Raw genomic sequence first — 21,499 nt, 5'->3', positions numbered from 1 at the left:
TGTAAAAGAGAGTCGTCCCCGCCATGGAGTACGACCCCGCCTCACTCGACAAGGATGTGACCCCCATGAAACCTGCCTCCCTGAAGGAAGGCCGCCGCGGCCCGGTGCAAATCTGGAACACCGCCCCGCAATTGGCGCAGATTCCCCCCATTCCCATTACCTCGCTGGTGCCTCCTGGCGCGCGGGTCGTGATCATCGCCCCCCACCCCGGCGACGAAGTGCTGGCCTGTGGCGGCCTGCTGCAACTGCTGTGCACCCTTGAACACCCCTTGCAACTGATCTCCATCACCGACGGCAGCGCCAGCCACCCGGGCTCGAATGTCTGGCCGGCCAGTCGCCTGAGCGTGGTACGCCCCCAGGAAAGCGTGGAAGCCCTGCGCCGCCTCGGCATGCCGCTGCACAGCCTGAAGTGGATTCGCGGCGGCTTCTGCGACAACGCCCTGTCGGCGCGCGAACCGCAGTTGAGCCAGTTCATCGCGCGCTACCTGCAACCGGGCGACGTGGTCTTCACCACTTGGCGCAAGGACGGCAACGACGACCACGAAGCGGTGGGCCGTGCCAGCGCCAATGCCTGCACCCTGATCGGTGCGCACCTCTACGAACTGCCGATCTGGGCCTGGCACTGGCCGGCGCGCGAAGCCTCGGTGATTCCGTGGCAGCGGGCGCGCAAGGTGCGGCTCGACACCTGGAGCGTTGCGCGCAAGCTGCATGCGGCTCACGCCTACGCCAGCCAGTTGGTCGGCGATCCCGCCATCGGCCTGGCGCCGATGCTCGCGCAAGTGTTGCTCGAACGCATGCGCGAACCCTACGAAATCGTTTTTTCGTAGGTTTTTATTCGTGCCTACCTGTCAGTTCTGACAGTAGCGCTCTGCTCCAGGGACGACTAGGGTGCAAAAAGTGCTGTGCCTGTTGAGGTGCAGTCGAGAAAGCCATGCCAACGCCTTGCATTGGCCGGTGTTTTCGAACAGGTAACCCGCCCTCCCTGATCCGTATCGCGCGTCACGTTGTCATGGTCTGGCCCGCACTTGCCTTTGCAGGTGCCGGGACAACGTTCCCCAAGCGAGGACGGATCATGCGCATACGGACACTTTCGTGGTTGTACCTGATGGTCGTGGCAGTTTCGCCGACGACTTCCTACGGAGCCTGCACGCCCGTCATCACTGCCGCAGATGACACCTCCTCCTGCGACAGCGCCACGGCGCCGGGCTTTACCGACACCGCTGGCAACAACACCCTGAATATCACCGACACCGGGCGGATTACCGGCAATGTGGTGTTTGGTGCGGGTAACGATCTGGTGGACATCAACGGGCCGAGTGCGGGCATCGACGGCTCGCTCAACCAGGGCGACGGGGCGAATATCTTTCGTATCAACGAAGGCAGCGTCACCGGCTCCGTAACCCAGGGCGCCGGGGCCGATGTGGTGCAGATCGCCGGTGGCCAGGTGGGCGCCATCAGCCAGGGCGGCGGCATCGACAGCTACGCCCAGAGTGGCGGCACCGTCGCCTCACTGGCACAGGGCGATGGCCTCGACACCTTCAACATGAGTGGCGGCACCGTCACCGGGGCATTCGAAGACGGCGACCAGGCCACCATGACCGGCGGCACCATCGGCCGCGTTGACATGAAGCTCGACAACAACCTGTTCGGTATGTCCGGTGGCAGGATCATCGGCAACCTGGTGACCGGTTTTGGCAACGACACCATTCTGATCTCGGGCACGGCGTTCGTCGGCGGCAATATCAGCGTCAGCGGCGGTGACGACCAGGTGACGGTGTCCGGCGGCGAGGTCAACGGGCAGATCCTGCTCAGCTTCGGCAATGACCAGTTCATCTGGAGCGGTGGCAACCTGCACGCCTTCGTATTGATGGGCGCAGGCGACGACACGGCGCTGCTGCAGAACCTGAGCGCTGCGCAAGTGAACGCCACCCAACTGCTGGACGGCGGCCTGGACAACGACCGACTTACGCTGGACAACACCAAAGTCGACAATCCGGGCTTGCTGACCAATTGGGAAAACCTGCAGCTCGACAACCAGTCGGAGCTGACACTGGGTGGCACGCTCATCCTGGGTGACAGCGCGACCGGCACTGGCACGCTGGGGTTGGATGGCACCAGCAAACTGTTGGTCAGCACCGGGGTCATCGGCGCCTTTGCCGCCGGCCGGCAGGTGACCGTCAACAACAGCGGCTTGATCGATATGCTCACTGGCAGTTCCAGTGCCGGCGACACCCTGACGATCAACGGCAACTACACCGGCAACGGCGGGCGCCTTTCACTGCAAAGTGCGCTGGGGGGCGACGGCTCGCCCAGCGACAAGTTGGTGATCAACCAGGGCACCTACGGCGGCACCACGGCCATCAGCGTGACCAACCTGGGCGGCGCGGGCGCGGCGACACTGCAAGATGGCATTCAGGTGGTGCAGGCACTCAACGGTGCCACCGGCAGTGCCGGCGCCTTCAGTCTCGCGGGGCCGGTGTCTGCCGGCGCATTTGACTATCGCCTGTTCAAGGGCGGCGTGACGGCGGGTACCGAAAACAATTATTACCTGCGCTCCACGGTGCCCGTGCAACCACCCGGCCCCGTGGTGATCGTGCCTTTGCCGGCTCCCGGCGCGGCGCCGCTGCCCTTCAACCCGGGGCTGACACCGATTCCTCTGTACCGCCAGGAAGTGCCGGTCTACGCAGCGATCTTTCCCGCGGCCGACCAGATGGTGCGCGCCATGCTGGGCACCTATCACGAACGCATGGGTGACCAGAGCCGGCAACAGGCAGGCAATGTTCCGGCGGGATGGGGCCGGGTCTATGGCAACAGCAGCCGGCAGCGTTTTGCGGGGACGGTCAATCCGACGCTGGACAGTAGGCTCACGGGATTTCAGGTGGGCAGCGATGTGTATGCCCATACCCACGACAGCGGCAGCACGCAGCGCGCCGGCGTGTTTGTCGGCCACGGCACGCTCAAAGGCAACATCAAGGGCTTTACCGGCGGCTGGCAGGACATGGATGCGGGCAAGACCACCCTGCGCGGCGACAGCCTGGGGGTTTACTGGACGCTGATCGGCGCGAACCAGGGGTATGTGGACCTGGTGCTGATGGGCACCCGCTTCACGGGCAACAACGAGTCGGACCGGGGCGTGAAGATGAAGACCCGTGGGCGTGACCTCACTGCCTCTGCCGAAGTGGGCTGGCCACTGCCGGTCACGTCGAACTGGATCGTGGAGCCGCAGGCGCAACTGATCGTGGGCAAGACCCGCCTGGACAGCCAGAACGACAAAATTTCCGACGTCAAGTACAGCGCCGACACCCGCGTCACCACGCGCCTGGGCGTACGCCTGCGCGGTGACTACACGCTCTACGGCATGCCGTGGCAACCCTACGTGCGGACAAACGTATGGCACACCCGCGCCGGGGAAAACAGCGTGATCTACAACGATGTCACGCGGATCGACACCGAGCAGCAATCCACCACCCTTGAACTCGGCACCGGCGCCAGGGTGCAGGTCGCTGAAGGCGTGAGCCTGTATGGCGAAGTGGGCTACCAGCGCAATCTGGACAGCAACCGCTCCAGCGGTCGCGAAGGAACGCTGGGGGTGAGAATCGAATTCTAGGGTCTCGATGAAAAGTCTTGAGACGAAGGTCAGGCGAGGCTGTTTTCGACGCAGCATCACCGAGTATCAAGGCTTTTCGTACAGAGCCTGGGTTTGTATCGCAGTGTGTACGGAGAGCCCTGCGATACACAGTCTTTAACTCGGCGGGTTTCCTGAAACAGGCCAGATACAGCCGGGCGTTCAACTGAGCACCAGGCAAACATCAAGCCCCGGGAGGCTCGCCATGCACACTCAGAAGAATCGCCGCTTCAACCGCCACTCCCTTTTCCTGGCCCTGGCCCTGTCGCAATTCGGTGTGATGGGCATGGCCCACGCGGAAATGCCCGAAGCGCCAACCCGTGCCGTCGCGGCCCCGCAGACGGGTTTCGGTGCGCTCAAGCACGTCAAGGCCGGCTTGCTGGACGTGGCCTACGCCGAAGTCGGCCCGGCCACCGGTCCGGCGGTGATTCTGCTGCACGGCTGGCCCTACGATATCGACAGTTACGCGCAAGTCGCGCCGTTGCTGGCCGCCAAGGGCTATCGCGTGTTGATCCCTTACGCCCGGGGCTACGGCGACACACGTTTCCTGTCGGATAAAACCCTGCGCAACGGTCAACCGGCGGCACTGGCCAGCGACGTGATCGACTTCATGGACGCGCTGAAGATCAAGCAAGCCGTGCTGGGCGGCTACGACTGGGGCGCACGTTCGGCGGATATCGTCTCGGCATTGTGGCCGGAGCGGGTCAAGGCGCTGGTGTCGGTCAGCGGTTACCTGATCGGCAACCAGGCCGCCGGTAAAAACCCGTTGCCACCCAAGGCCGAGTTGCAATGGTGGTACCAGTTCTACTTCGCGACCGAGCGTGGTGCGGCGGGCTACCAGAAAAACACCCATGATTTCGCCAAGCTGATCTGGCAACTCGCCTCGCCCAAATGGGCCTTCGACGACGCTACCTTCGACCGCAGCGCCAAAGGCCTGGACAACCCCGACCATGTGGCTATCACGGTGTTCAACTACCGCTGGCGTCTCGGCCTGGTACAGGGCGAAACCCAATACGATCCGCTGGAGCAAAAGCTCGCCCAGGCCCCTTCCATCGGCGTGCCCACCATTACCCTGGAAGGCGACGCCAACGGCGCCCCCCACCCGGCCCCCGAAGACTACGCCAAGCGGTTTACCGGCAAATACGAATTCCGCCTGATCAACGGTGGCATTGGCCATAACCTGCCGCAGGAAGCGCCCGAAGCGTTTGCCAAAGCCGTCATCGACGCGGACCATCTGTGATGAAGCGCCTCTACATAGCCGCACTGGCCCTGGCGGGTTCAGCCAGTGCCTTCGCCGACAGCGCCCCGTCACCGATCTATGGCGTGACCATCCCCGACGGCTACCGCCAATGGGAATTGGTGGCGCCGGCCCAGGAGGCAGACCCGCTGAACGAACTGCGCGTGGTGCTGGGCAACAGCGCTGCACTCAAAGCCTACCGGGAGGGCAAGCTGCCCTTCCCCGATGGCACCGTATTGGCCAAGCTGGCGTGGAAACACGAACAGTCGCCGGAGTTCAAGACCGCGTCGATCCCCGGCGCGGCCACCACGGTGCAGTTCATGGTCAAGGACTCGAAGAAATACGCGTCCACCGGGGGCTGGGGCTTTGGTCGTTTCATCAACGGCAAGCCGGCGGATGAGGCACAGCATCAGACCTGCTTCGCCTGCCACCAGGCGCTGGTGAAAGACCGGGATTATGTCTTTACCAAGCTGGCGCCCTGAAAGCGCGACAGCGGGTGGGCAATCCCCAACCAGATAAACCAGGCCGGCATCACGCACAGCGCCAGGCGTGTGTCCGGCCGATCGCGCCATCCTCGCCCTGCTACAGGAAGACGCGAGGTCAGAACGACCAGCCGCCTGACGACTCCCGGAGTGATCAATCACGGGAGCGACCCCCGGATTGACGGCGTTTCGTCTTTGAAAGTGGCAAAACGCCTGCTCCCTTAATGTGAAAAATTCGTTAACCAATTCTTGGCAAAGGCTTTTTTTCCCGGATCCAATCCGTCACACTGATGCGAATAATTATCAACATCTTTATTATTCGCCAGGGACGGTGTATCGGGGAGAGTCAGTTTCATGTCTGTGCAACAACGCAATGGCAAAGGTTTTTCACCCAGTCTGATGGCTTTGGCGGTCTGCCTGGCAAGCTCGACAGCGGCCTTCGCCGCCGACACTGAAACACCACCCGCCACACTGGAGTTGGGCGCTACGCAAATCTCGGGCGAAGGCCAACTGGGCGAAACCACCGAAGGCACGCAGTCCTACACCACCGGCGCGATGAAGACCGCGACCAAGCTGCCACTGACGATGCGTGAAACCCCGCAGGCCGTGACCGTTATCACGCGCCAGCGCATGGACGACCAGGCCATGACCAGTATCAACGACGTCGTCAACGCCACGCCGGGTCTGTTCCTGAACTTCTCCAGCGGCCCTGGCCGGCAGTCGTACACATCACGGGGTTTCGACATCGACAACCTCATGTACGACGGCATTCCCAGCGGCTACAACGGCGTGTCGGTCGGCGCCCAGCCGAACCTGGCGATGTTCGACCGCGTCGAAGTGGTGCGCGGCGCCACCGGCCTGGTCACTGGCGCAGGCAACCCGTCGGCCGCCATCAACCTGATCCGCAAGCGCCCGCTGGACGAGCAGAAAGTCACCCTCACCGGCGCCGCCGGCAGCTGGGACGACTACCGTGGCGAACTCGACGCCTCCAGCCCGCTCAACGACAGCGGCACCTGGCGCGGCCGTGTGGTCACGTCTTATCGCGATGCCAACAGCTTCATCGACCACGCCGAGGACTATCACGGCCTGTTCTACGCCGTCACCGAAGCCGATCTGGGCGAGGACACTACCCTGACCCTCGGTTTCTCGAACCAGAAGGACAAGACCAACTACTTCTGGGGCTCCTCGATGGTCGGCCAGGATGGTCACCACCTGAACCTGTCACGTTCCTACAACCCGGGCACCGACTGGGAAAACAAGGACCAGGAGATCAACACGGTCTTCGCCGAACTGCGCCAACGCCTGGCCAACGACTGGAGCCTGCAAGTCAACGCCAATTACGCCGAACAGAACGCGCTGTTCTCCGGCTCCTACCAGTCGCGCTGGGTCAATAACACGCTGGCGCGCACGGTCTACCAGGCCGCCTACGATGAGAAGCAAGCCGGCATCGACGCGTTCGCCAGCGGCCCGTTCGAGGCCTTCGGACGCACCCATGAGTTGGTGGTAGGCGCCAGCCGGCGCATCTATGACATGACCACCCACAACTACACCCCCTACGACACCAACTGGCCGCTCACCGCAGGCAAACCGGATTTCGTGCATAACAGCAACGACCGCGCCGTCACCACCCAGGATGGTGTGTACCTCACTACCCGCCTGAGCCTGGCCGACCCGCTGAAGCTGATTCTCGGCGCGCGCCTGGACTGGTATGACTACGACGCCCACGGCGACGACAATGGGGCCGACTACAAAGTCACGCGCAACCTCACCCGCTACGCCGGCCTGATCTACGAGCTGGACGACCATCACTCCGTCTACGTCAGCTACAGCGACATCTTCACGCCGCAAAGCGAAAAGGACACTGCCGGTACGCCGGTCAAGCCCATCGTCGGCAAAAACTACGAGGTCGGCGTCAAGGGCGAATACCTGGGTGGCGCGCTGAATGCGAGCCTGGCCCTGTTCCGCGTCGACCAGGAAAACCGCGCCGTGCAGGTGTTCGTGCAAAACTGCCCGCAGGCCTCCTGCTATGAAGGCTCGGGCGAGATTCGCAGCCAGGGCATCGACTTCGAACTGCAAGGCGCGCTGACCGAAAACTGGCAGGTCGGCGGCGGCTACACCTATGCGCGTACCCACACCATCAAGGACGAGGCCAACCCGCAGAACGTCAACAAACAGTTCGACACCGACACCCCCGAGCGCCTGTTCAAGCTGACCACCCGCTACAACTTCCAGGGCCCTCTGGAAAAACTCCGGGTCGGCGGCAACATCTCCTGGCAGAGCCGCATGTACAACGACCTCACGCTGGCGGATGGCAGCAGCTATCGCCTGAAACAAGGCGCGTACGCCGTCACCGACCTGATGGCTGGCTACAAGGTCAGCGACCACCTCGACCTGCAGCTCAACGCCAACAACATTTTCGACCGTCGCTACTACTCTTCCATCGCCAACTCGGTCAGCTACGGCGGTGACGCCTATGGCAACCCGCGCAACATGATGCTCACGGCCAAATACAGCTTCTGACCGCGATCCGATCAGCGGCTGCCTGCCCGGGCAGCCGCTCCTCAAGTCCCTCCCTCTGATGCCGATAGATAACAAGCATCACTGAATCCCATAAAAAATCGAACACCGCCGATTCGCTCCACCCTGCCCTCGTCCTGCGTCGACCACACCACATGGAGTCAGTGTGCATGCCCACCTCTACGCGTTTCTTCGAGCACTACCGCAAAGCCGACCGCATCATGCTGGCGCTGGTCTGGCTGATGTTCGCGTTTTCCCTGGGCCTGGCGTTCTGGCACGACAGCCTGTTGCAGGCCGTGTTCGTGGGCGGCGGCACCAGCCTGGTGCTGACCGCGCTCTACCGTGCCATCGGCGGTACCCGCGTGATGCGCTGCGCCCTCGGTGCCGGCCTGATGGTCATGGCGGCGCTGCACATCAACCAGGCACAGGGCGTGATCGAATCCCACTTCGGCATTTTCGCCCTGCTCGCGGTGCTCACGTTTTACCGCGACTGGCTGCCGATCCTGGTGGCGGCCGTGACCATCGCCGTGCACCACGTAGTGTTCCATGCGTTGCAGCATCAGGGTTTCCCGGTGTTCGTGATGGAGCATCACGGCGGCTGGGGCATGATCTTCGTTCATGCGTTCTACGTGGTGATGGAAACCGTCGCCCTGCTCTACCTGGCCGTGCACAGCCAGGCCGAAGCGGTGGAAAGCCAGGAAATGCTCGAAAAGATGCTCGCCGTCACCTCTCAGTTCACTGCGCAGACCACCCAGGCTGAAGGCAAGGTGCATGTCTCATTGGCCCAACGTTTCGACCACTTCCTGTCGCAACTCACCCAACTGATCGACGGCGTCACCCGCGACTCCCACGGCCTCGGCCAACTGGGCCACGAGTTGGCGCATGCCAGCGGCACCTTGGAAAAAGGCGCACGGCATCAATTGGCAGAAATCACCCAGATGACCGGCTCGATGCAGCGCATGGAAGACGCCATGGGCCACATCACCGTGCACGTCGAACAGGCGGTCGAACACGCGGGGCAAGCCAGCCGGCAGATTCAGCGCGGCCAGGAAAGCGTCGGCCGCGCCCAGCACGAAATCACCCAATTGGCCTCGCGCCTCACTGGCACCAACGAGACCGTGCAATCGCTGGCGGTACAGGCCGAACAAATCGGCTCGGTGCTGGAAGTCATCAGCAGCATTGCCGAACAGACCAACCTGCTGGCCCTCAACGCCGCCATCGAGGCCGCCCGCGCCGGCGAGCAAGGCCGCGGCTTCGCCGTGGTGGCCGACGAAGTGCGCAACCTGGCCCAGCGTACCGCCCTCTCCACCCAGGAAATTCGCCAGATCATCGAGGGCCTCCAGCAAGGCAGCCGCAAGGCCGTCGACGCCATGCACGACAGCCGCCAGGGCGTGGAACGTTGTGTGGAAGACAGCCATCTGGCCGTGGAAATGCTCAAGGCCGTCGGCAACGACATCGCCCATATCGATCAACTCAACGGGCGCATCGTCACCACCACCCGCGAACAGTCCGCCGCCAACCTGGACATCGTTGCCCGCTTGCAGTCCGTACAGAGCATCGCGCAAGGCACCGCCGAAGACGTGGAAACCCTGGCCCGCAGCAGCGAACGCCTGCCGCCGATCGCCACACGGCTGGACGCGCTGGGGCGCCGCTTTCATCCCCAGGGCTCGAACTCGTGAGCGACATGCGCTGATTATCCGCTGACCGGCCATTGCACTGTGCTCTGCAATAGTGGATTTTGATGCCGCTGCTCACCCGCGAGCAGCCCATCCTCAGGTATGCACGACAAGGCACAGGCCATGGCTCACGCAAAAATCCAGGCCATTCACAACGGCACTTCCATACCGCTGTTTGGATCCAGCACCACCGGCACGCCGTCACCTGCGGCCATGCCGGTTGAAACCCACCGCATCGAGCCCGGTCACTGGCACTCCCATCGGCTCGACACGCAAATGCTGACGATGTTCTTGCGCACCAGCAGCCTGCTGCACAACACCGATCACTCCGCCACACGGCAGATTCCGGTGGCGGCGCGCTCCCTGGCGTTTTCCCTGCGCGGGCAAGACGAAAACATTCGTTGGCTGGCACCGGCCCATCTGATCAGCGTCAGCTTGAGCGATGCAACGCTGAGCGCCGTCGCCGACGAGGCCGGCAAGAGCCAATTCGAACTGCTGCCGGCACCCGGGGTGCGCGATGAGCGTCTGAGCGCGCTGTTCCAGGCGCTGCACCTGGAACAAAGCGAAGGCTTCCCCTCGGGGCGCTTGTTCGTCGACGCCATGGAGCATGCGATCGCCGCGACCCTGGTCAACCGCTACAACGCCTTTGCCCCATCCGGCATCAAACCGGTCAGCGGCTTGCCGCCTTACAGCGCCAAACGGGTCGAGGATTACATTCAGACGCACCTGGACCAGCGTCTTTCCCTGCACGACCTCGCCCTGTGTGCCGGCTTCAGCCGCGCGCATTTTTCCCGGCTGTTCCAGGCCACCTTCGGCCTGCCGCCCCACCAGTACGTGCTCAAGGCTCGTATCGACAGAGCCAGGACCTTGCTGCGCCAGCCTCGGCTGTCCATCCTGGAGGTCGCCCTGGCCTGTGGCTTCCAGACCCCGCAACACTTCGCCCGCACCTTTCAACGTCAGACCGGCGTCACCCCGAGTACCTTCCGACACGCTTGCGAATAGCAGGATCAGGCCCCTCACCGCACGTACAGACACGCAGACGCCAGGCCGCCCATGCTCAAATCCCGGCTCCTTTCCCGACGCTGAAGGTAGCGCCATGTTGACCAAGCCGGCCGTTCACAAACGCCATCCCGACACTTATCTGCTCTTCGGAGTGCAACTGAGAATCCTGCTCTCGAGCCAGGAAACCGCCGGCCAATTCTGCATGGTCGAAGGCTTGATGCCGCCCGGCTGCGATGCCGGCCTGCACATGCACATCCACGAAGACGAATCGATGCACCTGTACGAAGGCGAACTGGAAGTCACCATCGGCGAAGAAGTGTTCACCCTGCGGGCCGGCGAAAGCTACTTCGCACCGCGCAACGTCCCGCAACGCCTGCGTAACCTCGGCAACACCACCGTTCGCGCCGTGGTCATGGGCACACCTGGAGGGTTTGACGAATTTGTTGCAGCAGCGGGTATTCCGATCATTGATGGCGTGGTGCCAGAGGTGGCGCCGCCGACCGAGGCGCAGTTGGAGGCCGTGGTGGCGTTGGCGGAGCGCCATGGGATTCGGATTTTGAGGGGGTAACGGCCTTGCCACTCAGCCTGAAACCCTGAGCGACAAGACCGCTTTCAACGTTTTACTGCGCGGCTTTTTCGATCAGGTCAGCCACAACCTGCGGGTTGGAGATCATGACCGCGTGGGACGCGCCCTTGACCACCACCGTTTGTTTCGAGTGCGCGCGCTCGGCCGTGAATGCCAGTGCGGTGGGTGGAATGGCCTTGTCGGCGTCGCCGAACACGAACCAGGACGGCAGTTTTTTCCAGGTCGCTTCGGTGGCGGCGTCGCTCAGGGCGGCGGCGGTAATCGGGCGCTGGGCGATGGCGGCCAGGCGAGTGGCGGCCTCTGGCAGGTCGGCGGCGACCTGGTCGTGGAACTTGTCCTGCTGGATGTACAGGTCTTTGTTGCCGTCAGACAGTTCGACCGGTTTTTCCAGCGAGGTCGGCAGCGTGCTGCCCGGGAACCTGGCCAGGATGTCGTGCACGCTTTCGCCCTTCTCCGGGGCGACGGCGGCGACGAACACCAGGCCTTTGACATTCGAGTTGCCTTTGGCCGCTTCGGTGATCACCGGGCCGCCGTAGGAATGCCCCACCAGCACCACCGGGTGCTTGATGGTGCGAAGCAGCTCGACCACCGAGCGTGAGTCGTTGGCCAGCCCACGCAACGGGTTGGCGGCGGCGATCACGTCGTAGCCGTCCTTGTGCAGGATTTGGGTGACGCCGTTCCAACTCGACGAGTCGGCAAACGCGCCGTGGATCAGGACAATCGTGGGTTTGGTATCAGACGTGGCAGCGAAAGCGCTGGAACAGATGGCAAGGGCAAGGGCGAGACCGGGAAAAAACGTTTTCATATAAGTCCTGTAAATAGAAACACTGATCAATAGGAAAATCGCAGATTGTCGCCGGGGCAGTCTCGTCCCTTCCCTGGGACGCCAGAACATCCATGGTTCGCAATTGACTATTCCACTGCGTGGAACGCTGCGTTACTTGCGCTTAACGTTGTGGTCGAGGAATTCCACGATGTCCGCACCGATCTGGTCCAGGTGGGTTTCCAGTGCGAAGTGCCCGGTGTCGAAGAAACGTACGTCCGCGTGTTTCAGATCACGCTTGAACGCCTCGGCCCCCGGCGGAATGAAGATCGGGTCGTTCTTGCCCCACACCGCCAGCAAACGCGGCTGGTAATCGCGAAAGTACTGTTGCAGCTGCGGGTACATATCGACGTTGGACTTGTAGTCGCGGAACAGGTCCAGCTGGATTTCCGCGTTGGCCGGCTGGCCGACATGCGCGGCGTCCATCAGGTAGGTTTCCGGGGCAATCACACTCGGATCCGGCGTGCCGTGCTGGTACTGATCCTTGATCGCGGCCACATCCAACACTGCACGCAAGGCATCGCGGTTGGCCTGGGACGGTTCCTGCCAATACTTCTTCACCGGTGCCCAGCCGTCACTCAACCCCTCGACGTAGGCGTTGCCGTTCTGGGAAACGATCGCGGTGACTCGCTCCGGATGCTTGACCGCCAGGCGCCAGCCCACCGGAGCGCCGTAATCGAAGACCTGCAACGCGTAGGTCTTGAGGCCCAGCACCTGGGTGAACTGGTCGATGGTGTTCGACAGGTTCTCGAACGAATAGGTGTACTGACCCTGCGGCGGGCTCTCGGTCAGGCCGAACCCCGGCAGGTCCGGCGCAATTACGTGATAGCGCTTGGAGAGGATGGGGATCAGGTTGCGGTACATGAACGACGACGTGGGAAACCCATGCAGCAACAGCACAGTGGGATTCGCGGGGTCACCCGCCTCACGGTAAAAGACCTTGACGTCCTTGACCTGGGCATAACGGTAATGCACCTGGTTAAACCCAGCGATCTTCGCACTCATGCTTTTCTCCGGCGCCGCGTTCGCGGTCATCATGCCAAACCCAGTGTTAATTACGGCGCACGCACACATCGCGGCGAGCAACTTGTTAAGGCTCATACGGTTTACCTGACTGTTCTGCATAAAAGTTCGGAGTATTGCTCGCGCACTACCCATGGTCTGCCGAACAAGTATGCGCACTCACGCCCAGGGTGATAATCGGGTAATCTTGCGAAGTACCTTCAACAAAAATGGGAAGATACAACTCAAGGTTATTTTTCCATAACGAAACAATCGACCGCTGAACTACCGTACTTTTTCACTTAACAAACCCATCAACTTTCCTCCTTAACGTTCAGGTTATTCCCGATGGACCGTATCGAAGCCATGACATTGTTCTTGACCACCCTCGAAACCGGCAGCTTTTCCGCCGCCGGGCGCGCACTACGGATTCCGGTTCAAACAGTCAGTCGCAAAATCGCGGACCTTGAACGCTGCATCGGCACCCAGTTACTGACGCGCACCACCCGCAAAATCGGTCTGACCGATGCCGGGGCCGGCTACGCGCAGGCGGCGCGTTCGATCCTGGAACAGCTCGCCGAAGCCGAGCGCATCGCCGCCGGCGAGTTCGTCGCACCCCGTGGCGACCTGGTGATCTCCGCCCCGGAACTGTTTGGCCGGCTCCACGTGCTGCCCATCGTGTCCGATTTTCTGGAGCGTTTTGCAGACATCAACATCAAGCTGGTACTGGGCGACCGCAACGTGGACCTGTTCGACGACCAGATCGATCTGGTGGTGCGCATCGGCCACCTGCCGGACAGCGGCATGATCGCCAGCCAGGTCGGTTCGCTGCGCGGCGTGGTGTGTGCAAGCCCGCGGCTGCTGGAGGTACACGGTGCGCCACGAACCCCCGAGGCGCTGAAAAACATGCCCTGCATCTCGACCTACGGCCCCACGATCACCACGGCCTGGCGCTTTATCGACCCGCACAAGGGGTCGCCAATCGAGCTGGCGGTGACGCCGCGATTGCTGACATCGGCAGTGGCCCTGGTCGACGCGGCGATCCGCGGCACCGGTGTGGCGCGGCTGCTCCATTACCAGGCGCTTGAGGCGATCGACTCGGGCACCTTGTGCCGGGTGCTGGAAGACTACGAGCTGGAACCCTTCCCGGTGCACCTGCTGTACGCCGCACACCCTCACATGCCGCTCAAGATGCGGCGTTTCCTGGAGTTCGCGACGCCGCGCCTGCGGCAATCGTTGTCACGGTTTTCGACGAATCATTGAACACTTGGCGAGCTGTCATAAAAAAATAATCGTGCCTCGCGCATTATTTTTTCAAACCCAACTGAAACGCTGCACGAAACAATCACCCCAAAACAACGCCACGCCAGACAACAACTAACCGCACAACTACGCAAACACTTTCAACGCATGAAAAAGTAAAACCATCCTTTCAAAACCCATAATAATTTTGCCTGGCAATTTCAAAATCCGTGCGCTTGACGCTGTATTAACCGCCCCTATAACTTTAATTGGACCGAACGTTCGGCACATTCAAACTTTCAACTTAAAGGGCATTCCCCATGGCACGTATCAACGTATTGACTCCCGCCACTGCAACTGAAGAACAACAACAGATTTTTGCCAAGACCGAAGGCAAGTTTGGTAAAAACCCACTGATCATGAGTGCCCTGACCAACTCGCCGGCCACCATGAACAGCTACCTCACGCTGTTCCAGAACTTGACCGACGGGCGTTTCGATAAACAACTGGCACGCAAGATCGGCCTGGCCATCGGCGAAGCCAACGGTTGCGAATACTGCATTTCACTGCTGGCCTACATCGCCAAGCTGCAAAAGCTCACCGAGAACGACATTGAACTGGCGCGCAAAGGCCAGTCGGTAAACGCCAAGGAAACCGCGCTGCTGCAATTCGTGCTGCAACTGGTCAACCACAAGGGTGACCTCACCGACGAAGAAGTCCAGGCAGTGAAGGACGCCGGTTGGAACGACGAGGACATCACCGAAGTGTTCGGCCACCTGACGCTCAACTTCATGACCAACTACTTCTGGAAAGTCGCACGCACCGACGTCGACTTCCCGATCCTGCGTCTGTTCGACCAAAGCAAAATCTCGCGCGGCGGCAGCCACGCGTTCAAACAAGTGGTTTGAATGAAGTCACCGTGGTTTCGGGCCTTGCGCCCGAAGCCACGGCTGCTGTTCCGTTGAGCGAGAACCCCGTGCGCCATGACTAAACCACGCAAAGTAGAAGACGACGTGCTGATCGAACGCCTCGGTCAGGCGTTCAAGGACGTCGGTTTCGAAGGGGCCTCGATGTCTATGCTGTCGTCTGCCACGGGGCTGACGAAATCCAGCCTTTACCACCGTTTCCCCCTCGGCAAGGAACAGATTGCCGAAGCCGTTTTAAAACACACCCGGCTGTTCCTGGAGAGCCAGGTGTTCCCGGTCCTGCAAGGTGATCTGCCGGCGGCGACCAAAATGGAATTGTTCACCTCGGCCATGCGCAAGGTCTATCTGGAAGGCGCCGAATCGTGCCTGCTGAACACGCTGTCGCCGCCGCGCAACCAGGCAAAAGCCTGCGGGCAGGCCATTGCCGAGACCTTTCATCAGTTGCTGGAAGGTTTGATGCACGTGGCAAAAGCCTCGGGCGCGACAGAGACCGCAGCGCGCAATCGGGCCGAACAAGTCCTGATCGAATTACAAGGTGCCTTGGTGCTGGCGCGGGGTATTTCCGACCTGTCGGTGTTCAGCCGGATGTTGGACAGGCTGCCCACGATCATTCTGCAACCGCAATAACGCGTTATTCACCGCGGCGTCCAAGGCCGAACGGTGTTGTATGCCTGTCACATAACCTTTTTGACAACTAAGGAAGTTCCCATGAAACGTATCCTGATGCTGTTGGCCAATGGCGTAGAGCCACTTGAAATTGCCGCGTTTACCGATGTCTTCGGTTGGGCGGACCTGGTGGGCGACACGCCCTTCACCCTGGTACATGCCGGCCTGCGGCCGGAAATCCACACCACGTTTGGCTTGCACCTGCGTATTTCAAATCTGCTGGGTGAACTGAACCTCGACGACTACGACGCACTGGCGCTGCCCGGTGGTTCCGAGCCCGCAGGGTTCTATGAAGAGGCGTTGAGCGAGCCTTACCTCGCGGCAATCAGGCACTTCGCCCATGCCGGCAAACCCGTCGCCAGCGTGTGCGTGTCATCGATTGCGCTGGGGACGGCGGGCGTGCTGGAAGGCAGGAAAGCCACGGTCTACCACCAGGTTGGCGGCAAGCGGAAGCAGCAACTGGTGGACACCGGCGTCGAATTCTTCGACCGGCCAGTCGTCGAAGATGGCCCGTTCATTACCTCCAGTGGTCCCGGCACCGCCTCGGAAGTTGCCTTCCTGTTGCTGGAGCGTCTGAGCAGTGCGGACAACAGCCTGCACGTGCGTAAAAGAATGCGTTTCGACACGCCCAGCCAGCACTGGTTTGAGACACCTCAAGTTATGTAGCCGGTTAAAACACGATGTTCTCTTTAGAGGCATCGTGTTTTTTTATTCCATCCGAACGTTCCATAAAACGAAATACAGTGTTGTCAACCCGGCCTATTCAAGCCCCGCCTTACATCAAAGAAAATGCTTCAACGCAGTATCAAGGCTTTTCGTACAGAGCCTAGAGGACAGGGAAGTTACGAAACATAACCGGGGTTAATCATGGATCGTTTTCAAGAAATGCAGACTTTTTTAACCGTGGTCGAGGAAGGCGGATTCTCGGCGGCCGCTCGCCGCCTGGAGATATCACCGGCCAGTGTCACCCGCGCGGTGGCCTCCCTGGAAAAAAGAATCGGGGTGCACCTTATCCTGCGCAACACCCGCAGCATGAGCCTCAGCGAAGTGGGCGAATACTTCCTCAAAGACTGCCGCCATATCCTCGAACGGCTGCGCGAAGCCGACGAAGGCCTTGAGGGCATCTACGCCGCCGCCCCCTCCGGCCTGTTGACGCTGACGGTGCCCGTGCAGTTCGGTGAGCGTTACATCGCGCCACTGCTGGGGCACTACACGGCCCGCTTCAAGGACGTCAACCTGTCCAGCATCTTCCACGACCGGCCCGTCAACATGCTGGAGGATGGCATCGACGTCGCCATTCGCATCGGCAACCGCATCAGTGATAGCGAGCACGCGATCACCGTCGGCAAGGCCCGACAGATCCTCTGCGCCTCGCCCGCTTACCTGGACACCCACGGGCGCCCTGAACGCCCCGAACACCTGCTCAAGGCCGATACCATCTGTTCGTTCTCCAGCCAGCGCGCGCAGGAATGGAAGCTGATGCACAAGGGCATTGCCTTGACGCAACGCATCAACCCGCGAATCTCCGTGAGTACCACCCAGAGCGCCATCGAGATTGCCCGGCAAGGGTTCGGTATCACTCGAGCGCTGTCCTATCAGGTGCTGGACGACATCGCCCAAGGCGCCCTGGAAAGCGTGCTGGACGCCTATGAGCCCGCGCCGCTGGCGATCAACATCATCATCCGCAAGAACAACAGCGCCTCGATCAAGATCCGCACATTTGTCGACTTTCTGGTCCACCATCTTAAAGACGACCCGCTCTTGCGTTCCGAACTCTGCACGCCCTGCCCAGCAGTCCAACCGTAGCATCGCCAAGGAGCCTCCCATGACAGACACCCCGCTCGACAGCCAGCCTCCCGGCTATGTGCCCGACAAGGTCTGGACCCCGAAAAACACCTACGGCGGCCAGTTCGGCAGCATCAACCAGCCGGTTTCGGGCGCCCGTTTCGAACAGAAACTGCCGGTGGGCAAACACCCTTTGCAGCTCTACTCCCAGGGCACGCCCAACGGGCAGAAGATCACCATTTTGCTGGAAGAGTTGCTGGCCGCCGGCTACTCGGAGGCCGAATACGACGCCTGGCTGGTCGACATTTTCAAGGGAGATCAATTCGGCAGCGGGTTTGTGGGCATCAACCCCAATTCCAAGATCCCTGCACTGGTCGACTATTCCGTCACACCGTCCATCCCGGTGTTCGAAAGCGGCTCGATCCTGGTGTACCTGGCGGAGCGTTTTGGCGCCTTCCTGCCGACCACCCGCCGGGCGCGCACCGAGACGTTCAACTGGTTGATGTGGCAGATGGGGTCGGCGCCGTTCGTGGGCGGTGGCCTGGGGCATTTCTACGCCTACGCGCCGATCAAGATCGAGTACGCCATCGACCGTTACGCCATGGAAACCAAGCGTCAACTGCATGTACTGGACACGCACCTGGCGACCCATGAATTCCTCGCCGGCGATGAGTACACCATTGCCGACATGGCGGTGCTGCCGTGGTACCCCGGCAGTCTGTACGGGGTCTATAAAACCCACGAATTTCTCGACGTCGAACAGTACCCGCACCTGCTGCGCTGGTACGCCGCCCTCAGCGCACGCCCTGCCCTGGCCCGTGGCCGCAGGGTCAATCGCCGGTCCGACACCCCGGGCGAGTTCCTGCTCGAACGCCACGCCGCCACCGACTTCGACTCCCTGTCCTGATAGCAAGAGGCTTCAATGAAACTGTATTTTGCACCTGGCTCCTGCGGGCTGGCGCCACAAATCGCCTTGCGCGAAGCCCAGCAGACCTTCGAGCTGATCAAGGTCGACTTCAGTACCAAGCAAACCGTGGAAGGTGACTATTTTGAGGTGACCCCCAAGGGCTTCGTCCCGGCGCTGAAACTGGCCGATGGCAACGTCATTACCGAGGGTGCCGTCATCCTGCAATGGGTCGCCGACAAACACCCGCAACTCCAGTTGTTGCCGCCTTTCGGTTCCCGGGATCGCTACACCGCACTGGAGTGGCTGAACTTCGTGGCGACCGACCTGCACAAGGGCATGGCCGTGATGTTTTCGTCCTTCGTCGATGCCCGCTCGAAGGCCAACTTCGCCGCCGGCAACCTGCACGAACGCTTCCAGTACGTGGACGAACACCTCGCCAGTCACGAATATGTGCTGGGCACGCAGTTTTCGGTGGCCGATGCCTATCTGTACAACGTGCTGTGCTGGCCACCCCGGGTGAACATTGATATATCCCGTTATCAGGCGATCCAGCGGTTCATGGCCACCATGGAGCAACGCCCGAGCGTGCGTGCCGCCCTGGACGCAGAAGGCCTGCTGCTCAAGTAGCTCTGGCGATGCAATGAGAAACGATGCGGGGCGGGTCACTCCTGGAGCCACCCGCCCCTTGCCGTTACTTAAGGCAGGGCCTTGGCGATGGCATCGAAGGCGACCATGTCGTCGATCACCTCGCCACCGGTGGGTTTGGTCTGGGCCTGCCACACCACGATCACGATATTTCGGGTCGGGTTGATGTACAGGTACTGGCCAAAGGTGCCCACCGCAGTAAAGGCTTTATCGGCTTTGGACGCCTCGGTCCAGCCTGGCCACCACATGGACGCGAAGTCACCGTAGGCCGCGTCCGTGCCGGTGGTGGCGCTGGCGAAGCGCATCCAGCCCTCCGGCAACACCTGCCGCCCACCGGCCTTGCCGCCACCGAGCAGGAACTGGCCGAAGCGCGCGTAATCCTCAAGGGTCGCACTGATGCCGCTGCCCCCGACTTCATTGCCATCAAGACCGTCGAGCCACCATTTGGCATCGCTCTGCATGCCATAGGGCGCCCAGATTTTCTCGCTCAGGTATTGCGTCAGGGGCTTGCCCACCGCCGCGCTGACCAGTTGCCCCAGCACCTGGGTTTCACCGGTGCTGTAGTTGGTCCGCGTGCCGGGTGGCGCGGCGGTCGACAGCGTGGCCATGAACTTGAGCAACGAACCGGGCACCTGCTCGCTGCGCAGCTTGATCAACTGGCGTTCGTCCGAGGACGGGTCGGTGTACTTCTCGTTCCACTTGACCCCGGAGCGCATCGCCAAAATCTGGCGCACGGTGACTTGGTCATAACCGCTGCCGGTCAGCGCCGGCAGGTAACGGGTGACCTTGTCGTCGAGGCTCTTGATCGCGCCGTCCTGCAACGCCGCACCCACCAGAGTGGATGTGATCGACTTGGCCACCGACATCGACATCCAGCGGGTCTGGGCGGTGTTGCCCTTTTCGAAACGCTCATTGACTACTTGGCCGTTCTTGAGCACCAGCAGGCCGGTCACGTGGTTGGTCGCCACATAGTCATCCAGGCTGTAACGCGTGCCCTTGTAGTCGAAGCTCACCGGAGCCAGCGGTTGGCTGCTGCGCGGCAACGGGAACGGATGGCCGCCCGCCTTGATCGTGCGCACGGGGAACAGGCGGTCCGTATTGCGGAACGTAGTGATCGCCAGTTCCTGGCTGAGCCTGCCGTCATAGATGGCCTGCACATCGCCAATCGGCTCCTGCGCATGGGGATAAGGCTTTGGGCCATCAGGGTTGACCGCACACGCGCTCAACGACAGTGCGAGGGTGGAAGCCCCCACCCACAGGTGAACGGCATTGCGCCCACCGCGCAATGAATGACGCAGAAACACCGGCATAAACACCTCATTATTATTGTTTGCAGGTCTTGAACGCATCGGCACATCAGCACGGCTGACGTGCCGAGGTCAGCATGCACGGTGGGGTGTTTTAGAGCGCACGGGATCGGGCCCGATCTCGCGCGGGATCGGGCCATGGGGTGGATCAGTCGGGGTCTTGCGCGCAGGCATATTGGCCGTTAGCGCGCAGTTGCCCCACGTCCCGCGCGGGCGGCACACCGAACAGGCGGCCATAGTCCCGGTTGAACTGGGACGGGCTGTTGTAACCCACCTCGAACCCGGCGCTGGCCGCGTCGATCCCCTCCGCCAGCATCAGCCGGCGCGCCTCCTGCATACGCAACTGCGTGCGAAACTCCAGGGGGCTCAGGGACGTGACCGAACGAAAATGCAGGTGGAAATTGGAGCGACTCATCCCGGCGACATCGGCGGCCTGTTCGATTCGACAGGCTTCGCGAAAGTGCTGGCGAATCCACACAATCGAACGCGCGATCTGATTGAGTCGGCTATTGGCATGCACCATTTGTCGCAGGATGCCGCCACCGGGGCCCTTGAGCAGGCGGTAATGGATTTCGCGCAGCATCAAGGGTGCCAGCGTCGGCACATCCTCCGGTGTTTCCAACAGCGCCACCAGGCGTGCAGCGGCCTCCAGCAGCGCCGGCGAGGTGTCGTTGAGCAACAACCCGGAAGCAGGCCCGGCGAACTCCCCAACGACGGGATGACGCATGGCCAGTTCGGCGATCTCGCGTATATCCAGGTCGATCTGCAGGCACAGATAAGGCTCGGCCTCAGTCGCCTGGATCACCGAACCCATGACCGGCTGCGCCACCGAGGCGATCAGGTGTCGCGCACGGTCATACACATAGGTGGTGCTGCCGACGCTCGCCTGCTTGCGTCCCTGCGCCACCAGGCACACCGTCGGTTCGAACACCACCGGCATCGGCTCGCTGGGGGACGACCAGCGGATCAGTTTCACCCCGGGCACCGCCGTCTCGAACGTACCGTCAGTGGCGGTCTGGCGTGAAATAAGCTGGGCAAGGCTCGTCAGTGTGGTCATGGAGGTTTCCCGTT

General features: G+C 61.6%; 18 protein-coding genes and 1 pseudogene. 15 read left to right on the top strand and 4 right to left on the bottom strand.

All coding sequences use genetic code 11. The annotated features are described in order from the left end of the window. Window positions 1-65: 65 nt before the first annotated feature. From ACW9IB_RS00325 to ACW9IB_RS00290, 8 genes and pseudogenes are all read left to right on the top strand, one after another. Window positions 66-827 (top strand): PIG-L deacetylase family protein, encoded by a 762-nt coding sequence (locus tag ACW9IB_RS00325; RefSeq protein ID WP_457364330.1) that lies wholly within the window; start codon window positions 66-68, stop codon window positions 825-827. Window positions 828-1,072: 245 nt separating this feature from the next. Then, window positions 1,073-3,607, top strand: a complete 2,535-nt coding sequence (locus ACW9IB_RS00320; protein WP_457411737.1) for an autotransporter family protein — start codon at window positions 1,073-1,075, stop codon at window positions 3,605-3,607. A gap of 223 nt (window positions 3,608-3,830) precedes the next feature. Then, window positions 3,831-4,865, top strand: coding sequence for an alpha/beta fold hydrolase (locus tag ACW9IB_RS00315; protein ID WP_457364328.1), 1,035 nt, complete (start codon window positions 3,831-3,833; stop codon window positions 4,863-4,865). Continuing rightward, window positions 4,865-5,344, top strand: coding sequence for a cytochrome P460 family protein (locus tag ACW9IB_RS00310; RefSeq protein ID WP_457364327.1), 480 nt, complete (start codon window positions 4,865-4,867; stop codon window positions 5,342-5,344). Before ACW9IB_RS00315 ends, ACW9IB_RS00310 begins: the two co-directional genes overlap by 1 nt. Before the next feature lie 354 nt (window positions 5,345-5,698). Further along, the gene (locus ACW9IB_RS00305; protein WP_457411736.1) at window positions 5,699-7,864 is read left to right on the top strand and encodes a TonB-dependent siderophore receptor; all 2,166 of its coding nucleotides are present in this window, start codon (window positions 5,699-5,701) and stop codon (window positions 7,862-7,864) included. 1,145 nt (window positions 7,865-9,009) lie between these two features. Beyond that, window positions 9,010-9,540, top strand: a pseudogene (locus ACW9IB_RS00300) (methyl-accepting chemotaxis protein); the annotation flags it as partial. Between the two features lie 120 nt (window positions 9,541-9,660). Next, the gene (locus ACW9IB_RS00295; RefSeq protein WP_457411735.1) at window positions 9,661-10,539 is read left to right on the top strand and encodes a helix-turn-helix domain-containing protein; all 879 of its coding nucleotides are present in this window, start codon (window positions 9,661-9,663) and stop codon (window positions 10,537-10,539) included. A gap of 94 nt (window positions 10,540-10,633) precedes the next feature. After that, window positions 10,634-11,107, top strand: a complete 474-nt coding sequence (locus ACW9IB_RS00290; RefSeq protein ID WP_457411733.1) for a cupin domain-containing protein — start codon at window positions 10,634-10,636, stop codon at window positions 11,105-11,107. Between the two features lie 52 nt (window positions 11,108-11,159). Here ACW9IB_RS00290 and ACW9IB_RS00285 read toward each other — a convergent pair whose 3' ends face one another. Beyond that, the gene (locus tag ACW9IB_RS00285; protein WP_457411732.1) at window positions 11,160-11,930 is read right to left on the bottom strand and encodes an alpha/beta fold hydrolase; all 771 of its coding nucleotides are present in this window, start codon (window positions 11,928-11,930) and stop codon (window positions 11,160-11,162) included. Window positions 11,931-12,062: 132 nt separating this feature from the next. Then, window positions 12,063-13,049, bottom strand: a complete 987-nt coding sequence (locus ACW9IB_RS00280; protein WP_457411730.1) for an alpha/beta fold hydrolase — start codon at window positions 13,047-13,049, stop codon at window positions 12,063-12,065. Window positions 13,050-13,298: 249 nt separating this feature from the next. Here ACW9IB_RS00280 and ACW9IB_RS00275 point away from each other — a divergent pair, with 249 nt between their 5' ends. The 7 genes from ACW9IB_RS00275 to gstA all read left to right on the top strand — a co-directional run bounded on the left by ACW9IB_RS00275 (window position 13,299) and on the right by gstA (window position 19,103). Further along, complete coding sequence (locus ACW9IB_RS00275) at window positions 13,299-14,213, top strand: LysR family transcriptional regulator (RefSeq protein ID WP_457411728.1); 915 nt, start codon at window positions 13,299-13,301, stop codon at window positions 14,211-14,213. A 299-nt stretch (window positions 14,214-14,512) separates the two neighbouring features. Continuing rightward, on the top strand, window positions 14,513-15,100 hold the full coding sequence (locus tag ACW9IB_RS00270; RefSeq protein ID WP_457411727.1) for a carboxymuconolactone decarboxylase family protein: 588 nt from the start codon (window positions 14,513-14,515) through the stop codon (window positions 15,098-15,100). 75 nt (window positions 15,101-15,175) lie between these two features. Continuing rightward, window positions 15,176-15,745 carry a TetR/AcrR family transcriptional regulator gene (locus ACW9IB_RS00265; RefSeq protein ID WP_457364319.1) on the top strand — a complete coding sequence of 190 codons (570 nt, stop codon included), beginning with the start codon at window positions 15,176-15,178 and terminating at the stop codon, window positions 15,743-15,745. A gap of 81 nt (window positions 15,746-15,826) precedes the next feature. After that, window positions 15,827-16,450, top strand: a complete 624-nt coding sequence (locus ACW9IB_RS00260) for a DJ-1/PfpI family protein (RefSeq protein ID WP_457411726.1) — start codon at window positions 15,827-15,829, stop codon at window positions 16,448-16,450. A 201-nt stretch (window positions 16,451-16,651) separates the two neighbouring features. Next, window positions 16,652-17,590, top strand: a complete 939-nt coding sequence (locus tag ACW9IB_RS00255; RefSeq protein ID WP_457411725.1) for a LysR family transcriptional regulator — start codon at window positions 16,652-16,654, stop codon at window positions 17,588-17,590. A 19-nt stretch (window positions 17,591-17,609) separates the two neighbouring features. Further along, window positions 17,610-18,476 (top strand): glutathione-dependent disulfide-bond oxidoreductase, encoded by an 867-nt coding sequence (gene yghU / locus ACW9IB_RS00250; RefSeq protein WP_457364316.1) that lies wholly within the window; start codon window positions 17,610-17,612, stop codon window positions 18,474-18,476. A gap of 15 nt (window positions 18,477-18,491) precedes the next feature. After that, window positions 18,492-19,103 carry a glutathione transferase GstA gene (gstA, locus tag ACW9IB_RS00245; RefSeq protein WP_457364315.1) on the top strand — a complete coding sequence of 204 codons (612 nt, stop codon included), beginning with the start codon at window positions 18,492-18,494 and terminating at the stop codon, window positions 19,101-19,103. Between the two features lie 68 nt (window positions 19,104-19,171). On the opposite strand, the gene ACW9IB_RS00240 is transcribed toward gstA, so the two are convergent. Continuing rightward, on the bottom strand, window positions 19,172-20,431 hold the full coding sequence (locus tag ACW9IB_RS00240) for a serine hydrolase domain-containing protein (RefSeq protein ID WP_457411723.1): 1,260 nt from the start codon (window positions 20,429-20,431) through the stop codon (window positions 19,172-19,174). 145 nt (window positions 20,432-20,576) lie between these two features. Further along, window positions 20,577-21,485 carry an AraC family transcriptional regulator gene (locus ACW9IB_RS00235; protein ID WP_457411721.1) on the bottom strand — a complete coding sequence of 303 codons (909 nt, stop codon included), beginning with the start codon at window positions 21,483-21,485 and terminating at the stop codon, window positions 20,577-20,579. Window positions 21,486-21,499 lie beyond the last annotated feature (14 nt).

Source organism: Pseudomonas sp. SDO524_S393, from assembly GCF_054071875.1.
Note: the sequence above shows the minus strand (reverse complement) of the source record. Positions and strands in the feature narration are given on the sequence as shown.

What these genes read in the sequence shown, in the direction of transcription:
- ACW9IB_RS00325 (WP_457364330.1), top strand. Translation starts at nt 66, where the DNA reads ATGAAACCTGCCTCCCTGAAGGAAGGCCGCCGCGGCCCGGTGCAAATC.
- ACW9IB_RS00320 (WP_457411737.1), top strand. Translation starts at nt 1,073, where the DNA reads ATGCGCATACGGACACTTTCGTGGTTGTACCTGATGGTCGTGGCAGTT.
- ACW9IB_RS00315 (WP_457364328.1), top strand. Translation starts at nt 3,831, where the DNA reads ATGCACACTCAGAAGAATCGCCGCTTCAACCGCCACTCCCTTTTCCTG.
- ACW9IB_RS00310 (WP_457364327.1), top strand. Translation starts at nt 4,865, where the DNA reads ATGAAGCGCCTCTACATAGCCGCACTGGCCCTGGCGGGTTCAGCCAGT.
- ACW9IB_RS00305 (WP_457411736.1), top strand. Translation starts at nt 5,699, where the DNA reads ATGTCTGTGCAACAACGCAATGGCAAAGGTTTTTCACCCAGTCTGATG.
- ACW9IB_RS00295 (WP_457411735.1), top strand. Translation starts at nt 9,661, where the DNA reads ATGGCTCACGCAAAAATCCAGGCCATTCACAACGGCACTTCCATACCG.
- ACW9IB_RS00290 (WP_457411733.1), top strand. Translation starts at nt 10,634, where the DNA reads ATGTTGACCAAGCCGGCCGTTCACAAACGCCATCCCGACACTTATCTG.
- ACW9IB_RS00285 (WP_457411732.1), bottom strand. Translation starts at nt 11,930, where the DNA reads ATGAAAACGTTTTTTCCCGGTCTCGCCCTTGCCCTTGCCATCTGTTCC.
- ACW9IB_RS00280 (WP_457411730.1), bottom strand. Translation starts at nt 13,049, where the DNA reads ATGAGCCTTAACAAGTTGCTCGCCGCGATGTGTGCGTGCGCCGTAATT.
- ACW9IB_RS00275 (WP_457411728.1), top strand. Translation starts at nt 13,299, where the DNA reads ATGGACCGTATCGAAGCCATGACATTGTTCTTGACCACCCTCGAAACC.
- ACW9IB_RS00270 (WP_457411727.1), top strand. Translation starts at nt 14,513, where the DNA reads ATGGCACGTATCAACGTATTGACTCCCGCCACTGCAACTGAAGAACAA.
- ACW9IB_RS00265 (WP_457364319.1), top strand. Translation starts at nt 15,176, where the DNA reads ATGACTAAACCACGCAAAGTAGAAGACGACGTGCTGATCGAACGCCTC.
- ACW9IB_RS00260 (WP_457411726.1), top strand. Translation starts at nt 15,827, where the DNA reads ATGAAACGTATCCTGATGCTGTTGGCCAATGGCGTAGAGCCACTTGAA.
- ACW9IB_RS00255 (WP_457411725.1), top strand. Translation starts at nt 16,652, where the DNA reads ATGGATCGTTTTCAAGAAATGCAGACTTTTTTAACCGTGGTCGAGGAA.
- yghU (WP_457364316.1), top strand. Translation starts at nt 17,610, where the DNA reads ATGACAGACACCCCGCTCGACAGCCAGCCTCCCGGCTATGTGCCCGAC.
- gstA (WP_457364315.1), top strand. Translation starts at nt 18,492, where the DNA reads ATGAAACTGTATTTTGCACCTGGCTCCTGCGGGCTGGCGCCACAAATC.
- ACW9IB_RS00240 (WP_457411723.1), bottom strand. Translation starts at nt 20,431, where the DNA reads ATGCCGGTGTTTCTGCGTCATTCATTGCGCGGTGGGCGCAATGCCGTT.
- ACW9IB_RS00235 (WP_457411721.1), bottom strand. Translation starts at nt 21,485, where the DNA reads ATGACCACACTGACGAGCCTTGCCCAGCTTATTTCACGCCAGACCGCC.